General features: G+C 62.6%; 17 protein-coding genes. 8 read left to right on the top strand and 9 right to left on the bottom strand.

Annotated elements, in window-relative coordinates; translation table 11 throughout:
• The first annotated feature begins 30 nt into the window (after nt 1–30).
• The 4 genes from A8V01_RS22340 to A8V01_RS22325 all read left to right on the top strand — a co-directional run bounded on the left by A8V01_RS22340 (nt 31) and on the right by A8V01_RS22325 (nt 5,776).
• Nucleotides 31–1,332, top strand: a complete 1,302-nt coding sequence (locus A8V01_RS22340; protein WP_245892775.1) for a glycosyltransferase family 2 protein — start codon at nt 31–33, stop codon at nt 1,330–1,332.
• Nucleotides 1,333–1,340: 8 nt separating this feature from the next.
• Nucleotides 1,341–2,873, top strand: a complete 1,533-nt coding sequence (locus A8V01_RS22335; RefSeq protein ID WP_103098479.1) for an oligosaccharide flippase family protein — start codon at nt 1,341–1,343, stop codon at nt 2,871–2,873.
• An 88-nt stretch (nt 2,874–2,961) separates the two neighbouring features.
• On the top strand, nt 2,962–3,885 hold the full coding sequence (locus A8V01_RS22330; protein WP_103098478.1) for a retroviral-like aspartic protease family protein: 924 nt from the start codon (nt 2,962–2,964) through the stop codon (nt 3,883–3,885).
• A gap of 70 nt (nt 3,886–3,955) precedes the next feature.
• On the top strand, nt 3,956–5,776 hold the full coding sequence (locus A8V01_RS22325; RefSeq protein ID WP_103098477.1) for an ABCB family ABC transporter ATP-binding protein/permease: 1,821 nt from the start codon (nt 3,956–3,958) through the stop codon (nt 5,774–5,776).
• Nucleotide 5,777: 1 nt separating this feature from the next.
• Here the strand turns inward: A8V01_RS22325 and A8V01_RS22320 are convergent, their stop codons facing one another.
• The 8 genes from A8V01_RS22320 to A8V01_RS22285 form a co-directional block, all read right to left on the bottom strand.
• Complete coding sequence (locus A8V01_RS22320) at nt 5,778–6,110, bottom strand: hypothetical protein (RefSeq protein ID WP_103098476.1); 333 nt, start codon at nt 6,108–6,110, stop codon at nt 5,778–5,780.
• A gap of 359 nt (nt 6,111–6,469) precedes the next feature.
• Entirely contained in the window at nt 6,470–6,670 is a 201-nt protein-coding gene (locus A8V01_RS22315; RefSeq protein WP_103098475.1) for a DUF1737 domain-containing protein, read from the bottom strand.
• Nucleotides 6,671–6,772: 102 nt separating this feature from the next.
• A complete protein-coding gene (locus tag A8V01_RS22310; protein WP_103098474.1) occupies nt 6,773–7,171 on the bottom strand; it encodes a GFA family protein in 399 nt (132 codons plus the stop codon).
• 394 nt (nt 7,172–7,565) lie between these two features.
• Nucleotides 7,566–9,146, bottom strand: coding sequence for a PepSY-associated TM helix domain-containing protein (locus A8V01_RS22305; protein ID WP_103098473.1), 1,581 nt, complete (start codon nt 9,144–9,146; stop codon nt 7,566–7,568).
• Complete coding sequence (locus A8V01_RS22300; RefSeq protein ID WP_245892774.1) at nt 9,143–9,466, bottom strand: hypothetical protein; 324 nt, start codon at nt 9,464–9,466, stop codon at nt 9,143–9,145. The genes A8V01_RS22305 and A8V01_RS22300 overlap by 4 nt, the downstream gene beginning before the upstream one ends.
• Nucleotides 9,433–9,708 carry a hypothetical protein gene (locus A8V01_RS22295; RefSeq protein ID WP_103098471.1) on the bottom strand — a complete coding sequence of 92 codons (276 nt, stop codon included), beginning with the start codon at nt 9,706–9,708 and terminating at the stop codon, nt 9,433–9,435. The genes A8V01_RS22300 and A8V01_RS22295 overlap by 34 nt, the downstream gene beginning before the upstream one ends.
• Complete coding sequence (locus tag A8V01_RS22290; protein ID WP_103098470.1) at nt 9,705–10,535, bottom strand: alpha/beta hydrolase; 831 nt, start codon at nt 10,533–10,535, stop codon at nt 9,705–9,707. Before A8V01_RS22290 ends, A8V01_RS22295 begins: the two co-directional genes overlap by 4 nt.
• Entirely contained in the window at nt 10,532–12,754 is a 2,223-nt protein-coding gene (locus A8V01_RS22285; protein ID WP_245892773.1) for a TonB-dependent siderophore receptor, read from the bottom strand. Before A8V01_RS22285 ends, A8V01_RS22290 begins: the two co-directional genes overlap by 4 nt.
• A gap of 143 nt (nt 12,755–12,897) precedes the next feature.
• Between A8V01_RS22285 and A8V01_RS22280 the strand changes: the two genes are divergently transcribed.
• The 4 genes from A8V01_RS22280 to A8V01_RS22265 all read left to right on the top strand — a co-directional run bounded on the left by A8V01_RS22280 (nt 12,898) and on the right by A8V01_RS22265 (nt 19,746).
• Nucleotides 12,898–15,558, top strand: a complete 2,661-nt coding sequence (locus tag A8V01_RS22280; protein WP_103098468.1) for a TonB-dependent siderophore receptor — start codon at nt 12,898–12,900, stop codon at nt 15,556–15,558.
• A 253-nt stretch (nt 15,559–15,811) separates the two neighbouring features.
• Nucleotides 15,812–16,579, top strand: a complete 768-nt coding sequence (locus tag A8V01_RS22275; protein ID WP_211295115.1) for an energy transducer TonB family protein — start codon at nt 15,812–15,814, stop codon at nt 16,577–16,579.
• A gap of 18 nt (nt 16,580–16,597) precedes the next feature.
• Entirely contained in the window at nt 16,598–17,314 is a 717-nt protein-coding gene (locus A8V01_RS22270) for a DUF6796 family protein (RefSeq protein ID WP_103098467.1), read from the top strand.
• Nucleotides 17,315–17,481: 167 nt separating this feature from the next.
• The gene (locus A8V01_RS22265; protein WP_103098466.1) at nt 17,482–19,746 is read left to right on the top strand and encodes a TonB-dependent siderophore receptor; all 2,265 of its coding nucleotides are present in this window, start codon (nt 17,482–17,484) and stop codon (nt 19,744–19,746) included.
• Nucleotides 19,747–19,962: 216 nt separating this feature from the next.
• On the opposite strand, the gene A8V01_RS22260 is transcribed toward A8V01_RS22265, so the two are convergent.
• On the bottom strand, nt 19,963–20,778 hold an 816-nt coding region (locus tag A8V01_RS22260; RefSeq protein ID WP_211295114.1), incomplete at its 5' end, for a phospholipase A.

Here is a 20,778-nt window from a genome sequence, read left to right as displayed (position 1 = left end):
CTTTAACCTCGGAGAGCATGGTGCCCGTCAGTGAATGGCGACCGCTGCAGAAGCGTGCTTCGCTGCGGTGAAGCGGCCTCTAAGACCCACCCGCGATTCGGTCAAACAATAAATTCAAAAAACTTTTCAACAGCCACACTCAAATGGCCCGCAACGCAAAATGCGGCCCGCGGCCGCTCCGTGCCATCAGAGCCCAGCCCTGCAGGCAGTACCGCCGATCCGCTTTTACGGCTTAACAAGCCGAACCGTTTGTTTACCACGGCAGGGATAAGGCAGACGGCAACGGCACGCGCAGACCAGCGCGCCTTTTTTGAGGAATTCGATACCTTCATGCCGACCCCGGCCATCAGCGTGGTGATGAGCGTCTTCAACGGCGAACGCTTTCTTGCGCCTGCAATAGAGAGCGTGCTGGCTCAGGATTTCGCGGATTTCGAATTCTTCATCCTTGATGACGGATCCTGGGACGGGTCAACGCGCATCATCCGGCGATACGCTGAAGCCGATTCCCGCATCCGCCCGATCCTTCGAGAGAATCGCGGGCTGATCGCCAGCCTGAACGAGATGATAGAACTTTCCCGTGCCCCGATCATCGCACGCATGGATGCCGACGACATCTGCCGTCCCGACCGCTTCGGCAAGCAAATCGGATTTCTGGCGGGCCACCCCGACTACGGCGTTGTGGGAAGTTGGAGCGAGGACATCGACGAAAACGGCGACAAGCTGTTTCGCACGGGACCGGACCATCCCGAAACGCACGAAGAGCTGCTGACCGCCATCGAATGCGGCGGCCAGCTCATCTGCCATCCTGCAGCAATGTATCGCAAGGCAGTGGTTGAATCCGTCGGACGTTATCATGCAGCATTCCAGCATTGCGAGGATTTTGACCTGTGGCTGCGACTGTCGAGCGTTACCCGGCTTGGCAATATTCCTGAGCGCTTGCTTCGCTATCGTCGTTATTCGACGCAAGTATCGTCTCGACACGCGACGGAGCAACAGATCGGGACTGCCGTGGCTCAAGCCGCCTGGCGCGAACGCAAGGCAGGGCGTGCCGACCCCACAGCCGATCTAGACCGGCTGCCTTCGATCGAGGAGCTGGACCACCTGTTTCAACGCCCGGGAATTGCGCGGAAAGTGCGCGAACAGGTGGTGCTCAGTCTGTTATATTCCGCAAGCGCCTTGCGGGGCGAGGGCTTTGACCTTCTTATCAGGCACTTGCGCGACGGTGGCCGGCGCAGCGGCATGTGGCGCACGGTTGCACGACTGGTGCGCTTCGGCGAGCCGGGTCGTGCGCTGCGCCTTGCAGCGACGCTGACAACTTCGACTTCGCCCTGACACCCGTCATGCCAAACGACACCGAAGCCCAACCGCATGCCGGCACTGTCCCAGATTCGGGCCGAGGGTCGGGCAGCATCAAAGCCGCTGCGCTGTGGGCGGCTGCAAGCCAGTACATTCAATTTGGACTGCAATTCGCAACGTCCGTCATCGTCTCGCGCTTCTTTCTCAAACCGGAAGAGATAGGCCTCTTCTCGGTTGCGCTGGCCGCTGCGATGATTCTCTCGGTGATCCAGGATTTCGGGCTTACCCGCTACATCGGGAGGCATCCGACTGCGGACGAGGACACGGTCCGTCATTGTACGGTAATCGCAGCGGTGTTTTCGTTTCTTCTGGCCGCCCTGATCCTGGCGATCGCCTGGCCCGTGGCACACTTCTACGGCGAACGAAGGCTCTTCCCGATACTGGGACTGATCGCAGCGTCCTATCTGCTCAACCCCTGGAGCATCGTGCCTGTCGCATTGCTATCGCGGCGGCTCGACTTCAAGGCGACGTTCGCCGTCAACGCGACCGGTTCGGTCACGAACAGCGTATGCGCGCTGACCCTTGCCGCTCTGGGCTTTTCAGCTGAATCGCTGGCTTGGGCCATGATCGCGCAAGCTGCCGCACGAGCCCTGACCGCGCAAATGCTGATCCCGACCGCGCCCAGCATGCAGGTCCGATGGGAGCGGGCCCGAGAGATCATCGGATTCGGATCGGGCAGCGCGTTACTATACCTTTCCGGAGGCATCGGCATGCGAACGCCCGATCTTATCGTCGGACGCATGCAGGGCATGGCGGCAGCGGGGCTGTTCAGCCGCGGGGTGGCTCTGGCAGCACAACTGCATTACCTCGTCGCCGGCGCCGTCAGTTCGATATATTACCCCACCTTCGCACGATTGCGTGACGAGGGTAAGGAACTGGGCCCTTACTACGAAAGGGTGGTTGCCGCGCACGGAGCCATCGTATGGCCCGCCATGGCGCTGCTCGCGGTGCTCAGTGAGCCGGTAATCCTTCTCCTCTATGGCCCGGGCTGGGCGGGCGCAGCTCCCCTGCTCGCCTTTGTCGCGCTGGCGGAGTGCTGCTTCGTGGCACTACCACTGCATATGGACCTGCCGATCCTGCTGGGCCGCCTCAGAATGCTGCTCTGGTTCAACCTTGCCGATACGGCCCTGTCCGTCGGCACACTGACGCTGGGCGCAGCGTTCGGCGTCGAAGCAGCGGCAGCGTCGCGCGTGGCGTATGGCGCGGGGTGGTTTCTCCTTTACGCCTTCTGGCTGCAGAGACTGGTAGGCTTCCGGTGGCGCGTGGCCTTGAAGGTCTACGCTGCGAGTTTGCTTGTGGCTATCGCCACGGCCGCTCCCGCGCTTTACGCAGTCTTTATCTGGAGGTCTCCCGCCACGCTCGATATTTATGGGCTGGCGGTCGCCGGCTCCACATCCGTCATGGCCTGGGCTGTTGCAATTCTGGCATTTCGCCACCCTGCACGAGCCGACATCATCAGCATGGCTCGGCACGTATTGGCGATGATCAGCAAGCGGATGCCCAAGCAGCGCGCCTAAAGGGTTTCACGTGCCCCGCGCGCCCGATCATGATATGTTGAGCGCCTGAAACAGATGCGGAGCGAAAAGACTCCGCGCGGAGGATGTCATGTCGGGCACAAGCATGGCCATGGCGATGCTGATCGCCAATCCCGTCATCCTGGGCTCTGGGCCGCCGCCGCTCGCCCAGACGACCGAAGCGCCCGAAGCGGCACAAGTTGATATGGTACAGGGCGACGCCGACGCACACTTGCGCATGACGGTGCAGGTCGCGGTGCACGGCCTAGGGCCTTATCGGTTCCTGATCGACACCGGATCGCAGCGCACCGTCATCTCGACAGCGCTTGCATCGACGCTTGGCCTTACGCCGGGGCCAACCGTGCGTATCGTCGGCATAGCGGGAGCGCGCGACACGGCCACCGCGCAAATCGAATCCCTGACGGTAGGCCCACGCTCCCTTTACGACCTCACCGTGCCGCTGCTGGAGCGCACGAACATGGGCGCCGACGGGATCGTAGGCACTGACAGCTTACAGCATCAGCGCATTCTCCTCGACTTCAGCCGGAACACGATCGCCATTGGCGACGCGTCCCAGACCGGCGGGACACGCGGGTTCGAAATCGTGGTCAAAGCGAAGCAGCGCTCAGGGCGCCTCATCCTTACCAATGCGCTCATTGACGGAGTCCGCACAGACGTCGTGATCGATACCGGGGCAAGCGGCAGCATCGGCAACCGTGCCCTCCAGCGAGCGCTTACCGCAAAGCGCCGCGTGGCCATGTTCAAATCTTCTGTCTCCAGCGTGACGGGTCAGGAACTGCCCGTCGACCTCGTCGTCGCCGACAAACTGGAACTGGGCGGCATCGGTATCGCCAATATCGTCATCGCTTATGCCGACGCGCCCGCATTTGCCGAACTCAAACTCGATCGCAAGCCAGCCGTCTTTCTGGGAATGCGCGAATTGCGCGCATTCAAGCGGGTGGCCATTGATTTCACGAAGCGAAAAGTGTCGTTCGACCTGATCGAAGCCCGTTGACCGGCAAACGCCGGGCCGGCCTTCGCGCGTGCCGGATTGTTTCACGCGACTGAAGCCCTAAATAGCGCCGATGCCTCCCGATACCGCCGTCCGCGATTCCAATGCCCGCCATGATGGCTGGCGCACGCTCCTGCGCTTCCTGCCTTACCTTTGGCCACGCGATAATCCGGCGTTGCGCTGGCGAATCGTGTGGGCCTGCGTGTTCATCCTCCTGTCCACGGCGACCCAGCTGGTCCTGCCATACCTGATGAAGTGGGCGGTCGACCTGATGGGCGCGACAGGTCCCAAGCTCGTCCAGCTGGCGATGCTGACGGTTCTTGGCTATTCGGCCGGACGCCTGGCGCAGACCGGTTTCGACAACTTGCGCAACATCGTATTCGAGAAGGTGGGGCAGGACGCGACCCGACAGCTGGCGGAAAACGTATTCGGCCAGCTGCACCGGCTCTCTTTGCGTTTCCATCTGGCCCGGCGCACGGGTGAGGTGACCAAGACAATCGAGCGCGGGACCAAGAGCATCGATACGATGCTCTATTTCATGCTGTTCAACATCGCACCCACCGTGCTGCAATTGCTCGTGGTGGCGGTGATCTTCTGGATCAACTTCGGCCCCGGCCTCGTTGCCGCTACCGCGCTTGCGATTGCCGCATACATCTGGGTCACGCGCGTCATCACCGAATGGCGCACCAAGCTGCGCGAGCAGATGAACCGCCTCGATGGACAAGCACTGGCCCGTGCGGTCGATTCGCTGTTGAACTACGAGACAGTGAAGTACTTTTCCGCCGAAAAGCGCGAGGAGGAACGCTACGCGCAGGCGACACGCGCTTATGCCGTTGCAGCAGTGAAAAGCGAAAATTCGCTTGGTCTGCTAAACATTGCGCAAGGCGTGGTGGTAAACCTGCTAATGGCCGGCGCGCTGGCCTGGACGGTATACGGCTGGTGGCGGGGTCATTATACGGCAGGCCAGCTGGTTTTCGTTCAGACCTATCTGACCCAGCTATTCCGGCCCCTCGACATGCTTGGCATGGTCTATCGCACGATCCGGCAAGGGCTGATCGACATGGCCGAGATGTTCCGCCTGCTCGATACTCAGGTTGAAGTACCCGATGCGCCCGGTGCTCCTGCCCTGATCATCCGCAGCCCCTCCATCGTGTTCGACGATGTCGTGTTCGGATATGAACCGGACCGCACGATCCTGCATGGCCTGTCGTTCGAAGTTCCCGCCGGGCAGGCGTTCGCCATCGTCGGCCCTTCCGGTGCGGGCAAGTCAACCATCGCGCGGTTGCTCTATCGCTTCTACGATCCGCTTTCAGGCCGAATCCTGATCGACGGGCAGGACATCAAGCAGGTCACGCAATCCAGCCTGCGCGCCGCGATCGGGATCGTGCCGCAGGATTCGGTGCTATTCAACGACACCATCGGCTACAATATCGGCTACGGCCGGGACGGCGCGCTGGCCAACGAGATCGAAACCGCAGCGCGGGGGGCGGCTCTCATGAACCTCATCGATCGGCTGCCACAGGGCTTTGAAACCGAAGTCGGCGAACGGGGCCTCAAGCTTTCAGGCGGGGAGAAGCAGCGCGTGGCGATTGCCCGAACGCTCGTCAAGAATCCGCCTATCCTGATCCTCGACGAAGCTACCAGTGCGCTGGACACGCGGACGGAGCAGGACATCCTTGCAACCTTGCATCGCGTGGTAGAACATCGCACGTCACTGTCCATCGCCCACCGACTTTCGACGATCGCGGATGCAGATCGGATTCTCGTGCTCAACGAAGGGCAGCTGGCGGAAAGTGGGACGCATTCGGAACTGCTGCGGCTTGACGGGCTCTACGCCGAGATGTGGGCTCGACAGGCTGCCGAGGCCGAAGCGATGATCGAAGCTGCCGAATGACTCAGTAGCCCGAGGCCTTGCACATTTCCTCAAGCTTCTGAACTTGCGGGTGATCTTCGCCGTACTGGCGGCGATAGATCGGGCGGTTGTCGCAAGCCTGCTTCTGGAATTCCGGAGTGCCCGGTGCCGGACGGGCCGTGTCCGACGAAGCCTCGCTTGGCGTGGACTGAGCCAGATCCTTGCGCTGGCGGCGGGCCTGCTCTTCCATCCGCGAACGGTTGAACACGCCTTCCGCGGCCTGACCCGGCGAAATGATAGGCACAATGTCCTGCGCAACGACCGGCGCGGCAAGGAAAGCCACGGCGGTCAAAGAGGCGACCGTCTTGAAGGCCATGTCGTTCTCCGCAAGTTAAGCCTCGGGGTAGCACGAGCATCGCGATGCTCGCCCCCCAGGCAAGGCGAAAGCCTTCGGACCGTGCCTCAATCACGGTGAGTTCTTCAGGGAACCCGTTGAAGCTTCAGTTGTTTGTCAGGAACCACTTCTCCAGGAGATATGATTCGATGAGGTCGAGTTTTGCAGGCATCGGAGTTCTTGCCTTGGCCGCGACTCCTCTTGCCGCAATCCCGCTCGCCCTGCCTTCAGCCCCGGCGCAGGCCCACATCGAAACGGCTGTAGAAGCCTCTGCCTCCTCCGATCCAGCCCGCCTGGCAAACCGTCACGATGCCCCGAAAGGCGAAGCAGACCGCTGATCGTTACTTTACGACGTCTGCCTCATGCCAAACGACTGCCTGCGCAGCCTTCATGCAATTCTCTGCCGTATCCCATGACAAGGATGGGGAGCCGTACAAGCGCCAGCCCTGCGCCAAGGCTTCCGATACTCGTTCGCAGAAGGCACGATCGTCCTTACCTGTCAGGAGGCGATACACGGGACGGTCTTCCGGGATCTGATACATATCGGGCACTCTCGAAGTCGGATAACAGATGCCTAGTCACTCAGGCCCGCATGGCAAAGCCCCGATCGCCAGACTGAGCTGTAAAACTCATCATCCGGGCCATTATCCCGGATAGCGTTCAAATTCCGGAAGACCCGTTGCCTGCGCCATCCAGCCGATGCGCTCTGCGGTCTGGATATGGGCTTGCGGTTGAAGGGCATCCGGCGTGTCCAGGGTCGCCACCTGAATGTCGACAAGCCCGGGCAGCACCGCTTCGTTGATATAATAGAGCCCCGACCCGCAAGTCGGGCAGAAATGGCGGATCGCATCGCCGTTGGAGGAATAGGACGAAGCCTGTCCTGCGGTAACGACGAAATCGTCGGCAGCGAATGCTGCCCACGCCACGGTCGGGGCGCCTGACGATTTCTGGCAGTCCGTGCAATGGCAGAACGATACATGCTGCGGTTCTCCTTCCACGCAGTAACGCACGGCGCCGCACTGGCATCCACCATCGAACTTCATCGCGATTCTCCTTCGCCGCGAAGCTACGCGATTCGAAAGAACATTCAACGAACAAAAAGGGCGCAAGCAAATCTGCCCGCGCCCTTTCCAGATCAACTGTGGATGTTGCCCTCCGCGAAGGAGGAAAATGGCAAATGATCTCTATCGGCGAGGGTTCAGGCTACTCACCGAAAATCACTGCACCGCCCGCGAGGTCAGCCATAACAGCAAAACGCGTTTGCCATCCCCCAGATACGCCGTACCGCTGTCGCAGATGACGACCTCACCGACATCCGCAGGACTGCGCAGTGCCTTGCGCTCGCCCCTCAGGATAGCAAGAAGCGCCTGCTAGTGCCAGGCCGGCGGTGCAATGCGCGGTTGGAATAGGCCATCAATGCGCCTTGGCCGTCTGTGTCTAAGACAGTCCCTTTCGTGCTGCCGCCTTTCGGTCGCTCCATACGCTGTCTCTCGGCCCTGCGCAGACCCGGCGGCGCGTTCCAGTCCAGGCGGCCATCAGGCCCATCGCCGAAGCGCCAGCCACCAAATCGACCAGGATGACTTCGGCCGGATGCGCAGATATGAAAAGCATCGTTGCCAAGGGGATGCACGCCATTGCCAATGCGGCGGCAGGCAGAAGCTCCAGTGCGCCGCGCGCGCTTCCACGCAGCAAGCCCCAGAATACGAAGCCTGCGAAGACTGCGTGATAGATCAGGCTGTGCATCCCCTCGGTCGCGCCGGCGCCAAGCGGCTTGGCTGCCGCCACCGTCACCGAGATCCCCGCCATGCAGCCCAGCGGCACGCCAACGGTCAGCGCGCCAAGCACGCGCGTTGATCGGGTCTGCTTAACTGTTCCCACCTTGCGCTCTCGCCGGCGCCGACTTTCCACCCACAAGAGGTTGCCCGTATAGAACAGGAAAGCACCGCCAAGACCGAGCAGGAAATAGGCCCAGCGCACGCCGACGCCCCCGAAGCTGCCGAAGTGCAGCGCGAAAAAGCTGGTGACAGTCGAACCCCATCCGTCCTGCCGACCGCCGAGATAGTCGGTATCCTTGACTGTGCCGGAGGCGGGATCGAGCGCCGCGACGGTGTAGGTCGGTCCGCGCAGACCATAGCGCGCATCCCGCCCCATCGCCCGCAGCGACGGCGCACTGTCGCGCCCTTTACCATAGGCGAGCGCCACTGGAACGAAACCAGGCACCTCACGCGAAAGGCTTGCCACCACCGCGGCCGGCGACGCCGGCTCGGCCGGGATCATGCGACCAGCCGCCGCCACAGCAGGACGCTCTTCCGTGTAGGCGAAGCTGGCCTCCTGCGCATCGTAGAACTGATCGTGAAAGGCGAAGACCACGGCGGTCAGCGCCATAACGATATGAAACGGCAGGCTGAACACACCCAGCAGGTTGTGCACGTCCAGCCACATGCGCTTGACGTTCTTCCCGCTGCGCAGCGCGAACAGATCCTTCACGAGACTGGGCAGCAGCACGATCACGCCCGAAACCAGCGCGATCGCATAAAGCAGCGCGATCGCGCCCATGATGGGCATGGCGATCTCATGGTCCAGCATCAGCCCCACCTGCTGGTGCAGCACATCGACGAACTGCGCTACCGGCGAAGGCCCGCGCTCCTCCACCTGCAGCCTTCCATCGGTATCGAGCGCCGCATAAAACGTGCGCCGCGCCCCGTGTTCGTCGGCGCCCCGGTCGGCCATCTGCCAACTGACGCGCGCCGGGTTCTCGCGGCCGGTCTGCAGGTTCACCTGATAGCCCCGCCCGGCCTCCGGGTGCTCTGCCAGCACCGCGCGGATCAGTTCGGGCGTGCGTTCAAGCGGCACCGGCGCAGCCAGCCTGCTGGGCGGCGAGGCCCAGCGCTGAAGGGGCTCCTCGAACATCGTGATCGCACCCGCATAGAACGCGACGAACAGCGCCAGACCCGAGATGATCCCGACCCACCCGTGGATGTCCTTGTACATCCGCACGATATCGGTGCGCACTTTCATGCGAGCATCCCCGTAGCGTAGACCCCGGCCCAGACGACCGCGCTGGCCAGCGCCAGCATGGTCCACGCCCGCAGGCCCGAACGGAACAGGAAGCACAGGCTGAGTACCAGGCACCAGACCGGTGACATCGACCACATTGCCAGTTGCCCCTTCGTCGAGAAGAAGGTGTCGCTCACCCCGATAGCCCATGCGAGCAGCCCGCTCAGGCCGAGCGCGAGCACGAAGCCCAGGATCAGCCCGGCACTGGCCTTGCCCAGCCAGTCCCGGCTCGTCAGCAGCGGCGCGCTCATCGCCCGGCCTCCCGCCGCATGCGCAGCCACAGGGCGAGCAGCGGAACCACGCTCCATACGAGCGAAGCGAAGGTCAGAGCGATAAAGATCGCGGTCGCCGGTCCGGCCCAGCACAGAAGCATGAACTGCCCCGCCAGCATGGTCGCTACGCCGCCCCAACCCGATGCACGGCGCGCTGCGACGGAAACCGTTGGCGAGCAGTTCGGCGATGCCAGGTAGACCAGAAACGATCCCGCCATGACAAGCAGCGCACCGATCCAGAACAGGCTCACTGTTCACCTTTCCCGAAGGCTGCCGAGATTGCGGCCGTCATCGCCGCCATCATCGTCGATCCGTGGATTTGCCCAGGCAACGGCAGGTAGCGGGCCTCGTGGCCGAGATTGCGCCAGCGTTCGACGAGCGCTGCTCCATCGGTTCCGGAAGGGCCTCTTGCAGTCCGCTCGTCAGGCGCGCTTGCCAGCAGAAGCCTCGCACCAGCCTTAGCCTCCGTCTTCGCCTCCGCCTTTGCCAGTATCCCGTTGCCATACCAAAGGGACGGGCTCACCGCGACGATGCGCGAGTAGGCCCGCCCCTCGTACATCGCATCGAGCGCCAGCAGCCCGCCGAAGCTGTGCCCCAGCAGCGTCTGGCGGCGTGGATCAATGCGAAGGCGCCCGGCGATGTGGGGGCGAAGAGTACGGTCGATGAAGTCAAGGAATGCATCCCCTCCGCCCACGGCCAGACCATGCGCGGGCATGCCTTGCGGGATCGCATAGCCGGGCGCGGGCGGGGTATAATCCAGTACCCGGCGCGCCAGCCCGCCGCTTTCGATCGCCACGATCACGCCCGGCTCGATGCCCGAACGCGCGCCCGCACGCTCCAGTCGGCGCGCAGTGGTAGCTGCGATGGCGAAGTTGTCCTCTCCATCGAGCAGCCAAAGCACCGGCCAGCCGGACGCGGGTGGCTCTCCTTCAGGCCAGGCGATCATCACGCGATAGGGATGGCCGTCTGCCGCCGTCACCGTCTCAACGTCGGAGCGATCAAGCTGCCACGGGGCGGCGGAGAGCGGGGCGGCTCCGACAAAGGCCAGCGCCGCGATCAGAGTGCGCAGCCTGTTCACCAGCGCATATCCAGTCGCGCGGTGACGCTGCGGCCCTGCCCATAATAGCACGCCGACACCGCCGTGCAGGTGGCAACATAGCGCTTGTCGGCCACGTTGCGGGCATTGACCGAAGCCACCATGCCGTTGCCGAAGTCGTAGCGTACGAACAGGTCGAACAGCGCATAGTCCGGAATTGCAAGCGCATTGGCATTCTCGCCGAAGCTCTTGCCGGTATAGCGGACGCCGCCGCCGAGGCCGAGGCCATTAAGCGGCCCGGCAGTGATGCGCTGGTCGAGGAACAGCGATGCCATCCATTCGGGCACCTGCGGGAGACGGTTGCCCTTCTGTGCCACGGTATTGGTCTCGGTGATCTTGCTCCAGCTTTTGGTGGTCGTGGCGATCACCGCCATGCCCCATGGCAGCGTGGCCTTGCCTTCGAACTCGATGCCGCGAATGCGACCCTCGCCAGTCTGGATCTGGCAGGTCGAGCCGCTCGCACAGATGAGATCGGCAGCGTCGCTTCCGGCCGGAAGGTCTTCCAGCGTCGCGGAGGTCACGATGTTCTGCTGGGTGATCTGGTAAGCGCCAAGGCTGAGGTAGATGTTCTTGCCGCTCTGGTAACGCAGTCCCGCCTCGTACTGCTGCCCCGTCGTCGGCACGAAGCCGCGATCGTCAAACGTGTTCGCCGGATCGGTGATCTGCGGCAGGAAGGACTCTGCATAGCTGGCGTAAGGCGCCAAGCCGTTGTCAAACAGATAGACTGCACCGGCGCGCCAGGTAAAGGCATCGGACTTGTTCACCCACGTGCGAGCGGTAATCACGTTGGTGGTCTTGTCATGCGCCCAGTCCTGGCGACCACCCACGGTCACGCGCAGCCGGCCCAAGGCGATCTGGTCCTGGAGATATACGCCCGCCTGACGGCTGACTGTTTCCGTATAAACTGCCGGCGAAAGGCTTGCCGCGAAGCCTTCCGAACCGCGCGATACCGGATCGAAGATATCCAGAATTGGCAGGACCAGCGAGGGCGACACGGAATCGCGATAGTGTTCCCATTCAGTGTGGAAGTAATCGAAGCCGCCAAGCAGGGTATGCTTCACTGGTCCGGTCGTCATTTCGTACTGCAGTTGCGTGTCGGTGGCGATGCCATCGCTTTCGCCCACGCCCTGCACAGCCCGCCGGCCGATTGTCTGCCCCGCAATGCATCCAGCGATGGCGCTGGTGCAGGCTTGCAGGGTATCGTTCGACAGCACCACGACCCGGTACAGCGTATCGATATGGGTATAGCGCGTATTGTTACGCAGCGTCAGACCGCTGTCTCCGAAGCGATGCTCGAAGAAGCTGGCTGCAAGATACTGGTTGCGATCGAAAGTGTTCCAGTCCGGCTCGCCCAGATTGGCATCATTGGCGATATACTTGCCGTTGCTGGGAACGAGCGAGCCCGTCATGGGCAGGAACTGGAAGGTCGATCCGCCATCATCACGCTGGTATTGCCCGAGGAGCGTCCAGGTAGTGTTCTCGTCCGGCTTCCAGGTCAGGCTTGGCGAGATGTACTGGCGGCCGATCTTCACCCCGTCCACCTGCGTATCGCCGTAACGTGAAAGCCCCACCAATCGGCCCGACAGCGTGCCGGTGATCGGCCCCGAGATATCGGCCGCGGCCTGGTAATTCCAGTTCGACAAATCGGTGGTGCCGATACCCTGCAGCATGAACTGCGCCTGGAAAGTGTCGGTCGGGCGCTTGCTGACAATGTTGACGACCCCGCCTGGCGCCGTCTGCCCGTAAAGAGCACCGGACGGCCCCTTGAGCACCTCGATCTGCTGGAGCGCGAAGGAATCGAAGCCCGGACGTGTCCATTGTCCGCCCGAAGGCAGTCGCAGACCGTCGACGAAGTTGTTGTTGGACGAGAACCCCCCTGCCCCGAAGCCGCGAACGGAAACTTCATCCACGCGGCTGTCGATGCCGAAGGATTCGGATTGCACGCCGGCGGTATAGGCCAGCGCATCGGCAATCGTCGGTGAAGCGCGCAAATCCATTTCTTCGCGGCTGACGATGGAAATGGACTGCGGCGATTCGATGATCGGCGTGTTCGTCTTTGTCGTCGAAGTGGCCGATGATTGCCCGGTTGCAGTGACAATGATCTCGCGGCTGTCGGGCGCTGCATCCGGCGCGGTCTGTGCCATCGCCTGTCCTGCCTGACCGGCCATGACGATCGCCAGAGCGGTGAAGGTGGTGCGCATAGTTTCCCTCATTCTTTTGCGTCGCGGCACCCCGCTAGTGCGAGTTAGTCGCATTAGCAAGGGCGTTATTCGGAAGTCCGTTCGTTGATCCAGATGCAGTGCTGACGCGGAACTATGATCCGTCCCGACATTCCGGAGCGGCGATGCGGCTGGTGCTCAAAGGCGACAATTGGCCCAATATTGCTGCATGGCATCTAATATGCGCCGAAGGCCTCATGCCGAATGACGCCTTTACAAAAGCGACGTCCCCTGAGTTTATGTCGCTAACGATTCGCAATAGCGATGATGTTGAGTTAATGTTGAAGGGGGCAAACTTCGCGATGAACACCATATTCCGACATGCCGCATGCAGGGTTTTCCTGGCTCATGGCGTTTCCTCGCTCCTCCTTGGCACGACGGGATTGATCACAGGCGCAATTGCCTTACCGAGTGCGGCAATAGCGCAGCCTGACGGTGCCTACGATGTCGCCCCCGGACCACTTGCCACCGCTCTAGACGGCTTCGCGAAGCAAAGCGGCGCGCAAATCCGCTACGACGCAGCGACAGTGGATGGTCGCACGTCTGAGGGCCTTCGTGGATCGTCTGGAATTGCCGAGGGCCTATCGAAATTGCTTGCCGGATCCGGCCTGACTTTCCGCCAGACGGGGGCTAACAGTTTCACGCTGGAAGCCGCACCGCAATCTGGCGACGGCGCCATCCAGTTGGGCCCGGTCCGCGTGGCCGGTGAAGGGACCGCAACCGGCGGATATGATCGTCCGGTCAGCGGTACCGCGCTTACGGAACATTCCCGCTCCTACACTTCTGCCGGTCCGATAGCCGCGGCGACGGGACTGGGCCTGACCCTGCGCGAGACGCCCCAGTCGATCACGATCCTCACGCGCGAACGGCTGGACCAGCAAAACATCACCACTCTGGGTGATGCACTCGCGCAGGCTCCGGGCATATTTTACCAGCCTGCGGGCTCATCGGTCGGCGGCTATGCCGGGCTGAACTCGCGCGGCTATGCCGTCACCAGTGTCATGCTGGATGGCGTGCCCATACCGACCTCGGCGATCGCTGGTTACGCTGCGCTGCAGGGCCTGGGCACCCTCAACACCGACGTCTACGATTCCATCACTGTCGTGCGTGGTGCAACGGGCCTGATGACCGGTGCCGGCGACCCTTCCGCGACAGTCGCCCTCACCCGCAAGCGGCCGACCGATACACTGCAGGCCATCGCGCTGGGCAGCTATGGCCGCTGGGACCAGCTTCACGCCATGGTTGATCTCGGCGGCCCTCTCAACGCGCAGGGAACGGTCCGCGCGCGGGCGGTGGGCTCGTTCGAAGACGGCGACGGCTGGAAGGAAGGCTACAACTATCGCAAGTACGTGGGCTACGCGATCATCGAGGCCGACCTTTCGAGCCGGACGCTCGCCAGTCTTTCGTTCGATTTCGGCGGCAATAACGGCAAGGGAGGCGCCGGCCCCTACACCGGCTATGCGCTGACCGACGTGGACGGCAATCCGACGCCGTTCGGCCGCCGCGACAACGCCCAGACGGAATGGAGCCGCTTTCGCGACCGTCGCATCGGCGTGACGGCTACGATCGAACACAGCTTCGACGAGGACTGGCGCGCCAAGCTGGTCTACAACCACAACGAAGTGAAGACGCAGCAATATTTCGGCCTCGCGGCCGATCTGCCCGACGCGGATGGTTTCACCGCGCTGCATCTGCGCAGCTATCGCATCCGCAACAAGGTGGACTCCGTAGGGGCGAAGCTGGACGGCGCGTACTATCTGTTCGGGCGCAGGCATGAACTGGTCGCCGGCTTCAACGGCTCATGGACCAACGAGATCACACCCGACTGGTACAGAAGCTTCGCCAGTACGGTGAACGTCTATACCTGGAACCGCCAGTTCCCCGAACCCGACTGGGCATCCCTCTACGGCTTTGGCTGGGGCACCAAAGTCAGCCAATACGGCGCCTATGTCGCCACACGGCTGCGCGCGACGGAGGCCCTGTCCATCCTGGGCGGCCTGCGCTGGAGCAACTGGCGCACTCGCGATCTGGACGAGACAGGCGCGGCCTATGAGGATCGCAAGTATAACGGCGAGATCACGCCCTATGTGGGCGCCGTCCTCGACGTAACGCCCAACCTGTCCGTCTATGCAAGCTACACAAGCATCTTCAATCCACAGTCCTCGCGCGATGTTGAAGGCCGTCTGCTCGATCCGGAAAAGGGTTCGAACATCGAGGCTGGCATCAAAGGCGAATGGTTCGACGGCCGCCTGAATGCGAGCGCCGCCGTGTTTCAGGTCAGGAAAGACAACCTGGCCGTGCAGGACGGCACGAATCTGACGCCAACCGGAGATCAGGCTTACGTCGCGATGGACGACACCAAAGGTCGGGGCTGGGAGGTCGAAGTCTCGGGCGAGCCGATCCAAGGATGGAGCGTCCAGGGTGGCTATACCCGCGTGCGCAGCAAAGACAGCACGGGTGCGCGCCTGAATGGTGAAATGCCCGAACACATGGTCAAGCTCTTCACCAGTTGGACGCCTGCGTCGCTCAGCCAGTTGACCGTTGGCGGCGGTATGACGTGGCAAAGCCGCATCTATTCGCCGTGGATGGATGAAGCTTGGGCCCATCGCTACGCCCAAAGGAGTTATGCCGTGGTCAACGCAATGGTTCGGTACGCGATCACGCCGCGGGTCGCGGTGACGCTCAACGCCAACAATCTCTTTGACAAGGTATACCGCACCGACGTGGACGTTCACGACTATGGCGCGCCCCGCAGCCTCGTGGCGTCCGTGCGCGCGCAGTTCTGACGACCGATACCGAACGGGCGCGGGCCAGCGACAAAGCTGCCCCTGTTGAAAGGAGCGAGCTATGGCAGAAGCGCAGCGAACGATGCCGTCACCGTCGTCCTGATGGCCGGGCCGGTCATAATTGCACTGCTTTGCCTTGCCGCGTTCCACAGCCGCAGTCCGGCACGGACACTGGGATGGCTGACAGCAACGTCGGCGTCCCTGGCCCTTATCTATGCCCTCCTGTGGAGCAATTCATCATGAAGTACGTGGCATGAAGCATCTGGCCGTCGTCAGTCCCATCCCGCCGGACCGCGAAGCGACGCGTCACGCGATCGTCTTGCAGTCGGCCGTCGAATTGGCTTCCGGCTATCGGATCGACATACGATCGCGCTTGGTCGGAATGGCGGGAGCCTGCCTTGTTCCGCTTGTCGGGCTGGCTGGACTTTTCCTGTCATGGCAAACGTATACGGCCGCCCCAAAGCCTTCTTCACTGACGGTCTATGACGTCGCGGCTCCCGCGCCTACCCCGGCCCCCCAGCCCCAAACAGCCGCAAAAGCAGAGCCAGAACCCGAGCGGTTCGACAAACCCGTTCTCGATCGCCCGCAGATAGAGCCTCCCCTGGTCATGCTTCCGGATGCGGACAGGGGGCCGGTCGTGCCCCTCCCGTCCGCACCGCTGCCCGAGGCGCCGACAAAGGCACGGCCACAGCCTGACAGCCAGCCGGCCCCTGCCCCGGCGGCGCCATCAAACGCGAGGCCGACCTGGGAGGGTTCGGTCCTTGGCGCCCTCAACAAGGTCAAGCGCTATCCGCGTGAGGCCCGTTTCAGCCGGCAACAGGGCGTGCCATACATCCGTTTCGCGATAGACCGGGACGGCAGGGTCCTGTCGGTTCAACTTGAGCGCAGTAGCGGTGTGCGCTCGCTCGATCAGGAAGCGCTTGCCCTGCCTCGGCGGGCCCAGCCTTTGCCGGCACCTCCGCCGGAGGTGAAGGGCGCCACGATCGAATTGGTTGTGCCCGTCGAATTCTTCATACGGTGACAACCAGATCAGGAAACAATGATGATGAACACCGCTATCAGAGCGGCAAGGATCGCGGGAATGATCGGCGCGGTCCTGTGGTCCATCGGCGACATTTTGCTGGTTGGCGGCACGGCTGATCCTGCGGACTACCCTCTGCTGTCGAAAACATACGCGTCGCACATCTCATTTGGCGCCCTGCCGCTGATGCTTGGGCTATCTGAGTACCGGCTGGCTCTGGGCGCCTTGCTCAACAACCTGGCGATCCCGCTCTATCTCGCCGGCAGTTGGCACCTCTACCAAGGCGCGCGGCCTGCTGGACGGCTGCTCTCGCTGACTGTGCTGATCCTGCTGATGTGCGGCAACGCCTGGTCGCCGCTCGGGCACGCCGGGTTCTACTATGTCGGCCGCGTGTACCAGACAATCTCCATCGTCCCCCCGGCAGCGCATGACGCCCTTCTGGGGCTGGGTGATGAGTTCAATCACATGTTGTTGATCGCATGGCTCCTTCCGGTGCTGACACTGGGCTGCGGAATGCTCGTGCTGTGCCTGACGATCGCCACCGGCAAAAGCGCCTACCCGCGTTGGAGCGCCCTGATCTTCAATCCTGCCGTGCCGCTACTCATAGCGGCTGCCGGTTCAGTCCTGCCTGCTCCTGTCGGCACGTGGTTTTATGCCGCGGTGCTGAACGTGGCTTTCCTGCTGATCTACACCTCTTCCACCGCGCTGCTCTGGCGAACGCCCGCGATCCGGTAGCCACTATCCGAACGCCTCCCATACACTTTGTCATACCCGCTGGACATGAAGAGAAATGCTATTGCGACGTGATAGCAATTATTCTAAGCGCCCGCCGAACAGCAGTCGTACGGCAGCGGTCGGCGATCGTGCTGCAAACCATTGATCCAGGCTTTCAGGGGGAAGAAATGAGGCAAAGTATCTCCATCCGGAGAAAGGCATTCCTGCGCAATCTGCATGTGGTAACCGCATCCTTGACGGCAATCGCCGGCCCGGGCAGCGCCTTCGCCCAATCTTATGCACCAACCACCGAAGCCGAGCGCGAAGACGCACAAAGCGACCGTGACATTACCGTCACCGGCGAGCGTCCCGATAGCGACCCATCCATAACCGAAGGCAGTGGCCGGTACGCGCCGCGCGCCATAAACGTGGGCAAGGCGCTGCAGACGCTACGCGAGACGCCGCAGTCTGTAACGGTCATGACGCGTGCGCGGATAGAGGATCAGAATCTTCTCACCGTCGAGGACGTGATGCAGCAGATGACCGGCGTGACCGTGGATCGCGCATGGCTCTCCTCCACCTACACCTCTCGTGGCCTGCCCATCACGAACTACCGCCTGGATGGGGGCGCAAGCGCGCAGACGTCCACGACCACCGGCGACCTCGACACCGCGATCTTCGATTCCATCGCCCTGATCCGTGGCGCAGACGGGCTTTTCGGAGCTGGCGAGGCAGGCGGCGTGATCAACTTTACCCGCAAGCGCGCGCTGGCCGACACGCAGGCTCGGGGCACGATGACCTTCGGCAGTTGGGATCACGCCCGTATCGAGGGTGATGTCACAGGCGCACTGACCGCCGACGGCAACTTGCGGGCGCGGGCCATCGGCGTCTACGACATGAGCGACAGCTTCCAGGACTTTAAGACGGATGACCGCTGGCTCGCCCACGGCTCCATCGAGTATAATCCTGCACCCGGAACCCTGCTCGTTGCAGGCTACACCCACCAGATGGACAAGCACGAGGGGTTTAACGTCAGTCTGCCGCGCTATCGCAGCGGCGAGGACATCGGCTTTGCGCGCAGCACCAACATGGGCGCTCCCTGGAGCACGATCGACCGCACGATCGACGTGGCCTATGGCCGGATCGAGCAGACGATCAGCAATGCGTGGACGATGCGGCTGAACGCCAACTACACCCGCTCCAACGACCGTACCAATGCGGCGGAAATGGAAAACGCCGTCGATCCGATCGATCAGTCCGGTGCCGACTGGTGGTACTACCAGGCCGCATCGACAGTGCGGGAACTCACCCTCGACTTCAACACGACCGGCAGCTTCGAGGCCTTCGGCCAGAAGCACGACGTTGTCCTTGGGGTGGACTACACGAACAACAGGACGAACAATCGCAGCTTATGGACCTATTACGGGCCGGCCAATGTGTTCGATCCGGACTATCCGCCCGAACTGGCCTATCCGCCGGTTTGGACGGACGGCGGTTACGAGGGGCGCACGACGATAGAACGTCTCGGCTTCTACGGATCGCTGCGCATCCGCCCGATCGCCGCGCTGTCGCTGATCGGCGGCGGACGACTGGTGGTTAAGGATCGCACCGAGAACCGCAACATCTCGACCGGCGCGGTGACGTCGCTGCTCGACCAGAAGACCAAGTTCGTACCGTATGTCGCAACGGTGCTCGACGTCACGAAATCGCTCAGCCTCTACGCCAGCTACTCCGAAATCTACCAGTCGCAGGCCAACCTGATGTCGGCGCCGCGACCCGGAACACCGCTGGGCCCTGTCAGCGGCACCAATTACGAAGCGGGCGTGAAGGGCGAGTTCGCGGGCGGCAAGTTGACAGGATCGCTGGCGGTCTATCGCGTGCGCAAGCAGGGCGCTTCGGCCACCGATCCCAGCAATCCGCCTGCCGGATCCACCGACAACTGCTGCTACATCCGCGATGGGTCGCTGCGCAGCCAGGGCTTCGAGGCGGAAGTGAACGGGGAACTGCTGCCCGGCTGGCAGGTATCGGTCGGCTATACCTACAACGATAATGAGAACCGGCGTGACAACGACGCCTCTTTCGCCGAGATCACACCCCGGCACCTGCTCAAGGTGTTCACGGACTATGCATTCCGCGAAGGCGCACTAAAGGGCCTGAGCATCGGCGGCGGCGTGACCGCGCAAAGCAGCAACTTCCGTTCGGGTTATGTGCAGGAACTCAACCCCGCCACGGGTCTCTACGACGGTCCGTATTACCAGTACCAGTTCAGGCTGCCCGGATACGCCATCTGGTCGCTGCGCGCAGAGTACGACGTGAGCGAACAGTTCTCGGTCAGCGCCAACCTCAACAACCTGTTCGACAAGTCCTATTACGTGACGATCGGCAGCCCAGGCTATGGCAATTTCTACGGCGATCCACGTAATTTCCTCGTCTCACTGCGCGGCAAGTTCTGACCCGGCGGCAACGCTCTGAACAATCAGTTCAATGAACCATATGCCAGCTTCCCCGAGCGCGCGCGGGGAAGCTGGGTTCAGCGCGTTGCACAGGACGGCATTTCGATCATGCCTTCGAAAGAAAAGCTTTAACGCCAAGGCGTGAAGAAATTTTCGACGCCATTTTTGACTCGCATGGCGTGGGTCATGCCGCGAAAATGGGAACCGTCCTGGCGGTCACCGCACCAATGCCACGCCAAGGCGCAGGCGGCTGACGCGCTTGTTGTAGTCAAGCAGATTCTCGCCGTAGCCGATAAAGCTCTGCGCGAAGAGGTAGAAGTCCGGCCCGCCTCCCAGCAGGCGCCGCAGCGGGTAGGACAGGTCCGCCGAGATCGCGCCCTTGCCGCTGCCAAGGTTAAACCGGCTTGAAGTGGAAAGGCGCAGCCCGTTCTCCTCGCCAATCTCTACGAACAGGCCCGTATTGCCGCGATAGCGGCGGATGTCCGGGTTGTCCGACAGGTCGCCCGCGTAGAACCACGCACGCGGCGCCACCGTCAGGCGCAAGTCGCCGCCGAGCGAGAACGCGGCCATCGGCGCAATGTAGACGGTGTTGAGGCTGCGCGAAAAGTCGCCGTCGCGCCCGTTGGATTCGTGACGCACGCCGATCTGGGCGCTGAGCGTTGCAGCGTCCGACAGCGCTTTGGGCGGCGTGACGTAGAACACTTCGGGCTGGAAATCGATGTTGCGGAACGGCGAGGACTTCGCGCCCACATCCCAGAACATGCGCTGGGTATAAGCGAAGTAGAGGCCGTCGCCGAGCGACTTGCCCCCTTCCCGCGCACGACTGCCGAACAGCTGGTAACGGAAGCTGAGCTGGATGCGGGCCTCGTCATTGGTGCCCGGGCCGTAGACGGCGTAGATCGGCTCGTTGGCGCTGAGGTTGGCGAGGAAGGCATTGCCCACGGTGCGGTCGCTCGGCGGCGGGGTGGCAGGGACCGGCGGCGGAGGCGAAGCCACCGCCGCGGCGGCGACCTGCGGCGCGCTGTCGGGCGA

The sequence above is a fragment of the Novosphingobium guangzhouense genome, from assembly GCF_002896965.1.
GTDB classification, from domain to species: domain Bacteria; phylum Pseudomonadota; class Alphaproteobacteria; order Sphingomonadales; family Sphingomonadaceae; genus Novosphingobium; species Novosphingobium guangzhouense.
This window is presented reverse-complemented; position numbering and strand designations above follow the sequence as displayed.

Excerpts from the sequence above, each read along its gene's own strand:
- A8V01_RS22335 (WP_103098479.1), top strand. The coding sequence starts at position 1,341 with ATGCCAAACGACACCGAAGCCCAACCGCATGCCGGCACTGTCCCAGAT.
- A8V01_RS22330 (WP_103098478.1), top strand. The coding sequence starts at position 2,962 with ATGTCGGGCACAAGCATGGCCATGGCGATGCTGATCGCCAATCCCGTC.
- A8V01_RS22325 (WP_103098477.1), top strand. The coding sequence starts at position 3,956 with ATGCCTCCCGATACCGCCGTCCGCGATTCCAATGCCCGCCATGATGGC.
- A8V01_RS22320 (WP_103098476.1), bottom strand. The coding sequence starts at position 6,110 with ATGGCCTTCAAGACGGTCGCCTCTTTGACCGCCGTGGCTTTCCTTGCC.
- A8V01_RS22315 (WP_103098475.1), bottom strand. The coding sequence starts at position 6,670 with ATGTATCAGATCCCGGAAGACCGTCCCGTGTATCGCCTCCTGACAGGT.
- A8V01_RS22310 (WP_103098474.1), bottom strand. The coding sequence starts at position 7,171 with ATGAAGTTCGATGGTGGATGCCAGTGCGGCGCCGTGCGTTACTGCGTG.
- A8V01_RS22305 (WP_103098473.1), bottom strand. The coding sequence starts at position 9,146 with ATGAAAGTGCGCACCGATATCGTGCGGATGTACAAGGACATCCACGGG.
- A8V01_RS22285 (WP_245892773.1), bottom strand. The coding sequence starts at position 12,754 with ATGCGCACCACCTTCACCGCTCTGGCGATCGTCATGGCCGGTCAGGCA.
- A8V01_RS22280 (WP_103098468.1), top strand. The coding sequence starts at position 12,898 with ATGCGGCTGGTGCTCAAAGGCGACAATTGGCCCAATATTGCTGCATGG.
- A8V01_RS22275 (WP_211295115.1), top strand. The coding sequence starts at position 15,812 with ATGAAGCATCTGGCCGTCGTCAGTCCCATCCCGCCGGACCGCGAAGCG.
- A8V01_RS22270 (WP_103098467.1), top strand. The coding sequence starts at position 16,598 with ATGATGATGAACACCGCTATCAGAGCGGCAAGGATCGCGGGAATGATC.
- A8V01_RS22265 (WP_103098466.1), top strand. The coding sequence starts at position 17,482 with ATGAGGCAAAGTATCTCCATCCGGAGAAAGGCATTCCTGCGCAATCTG.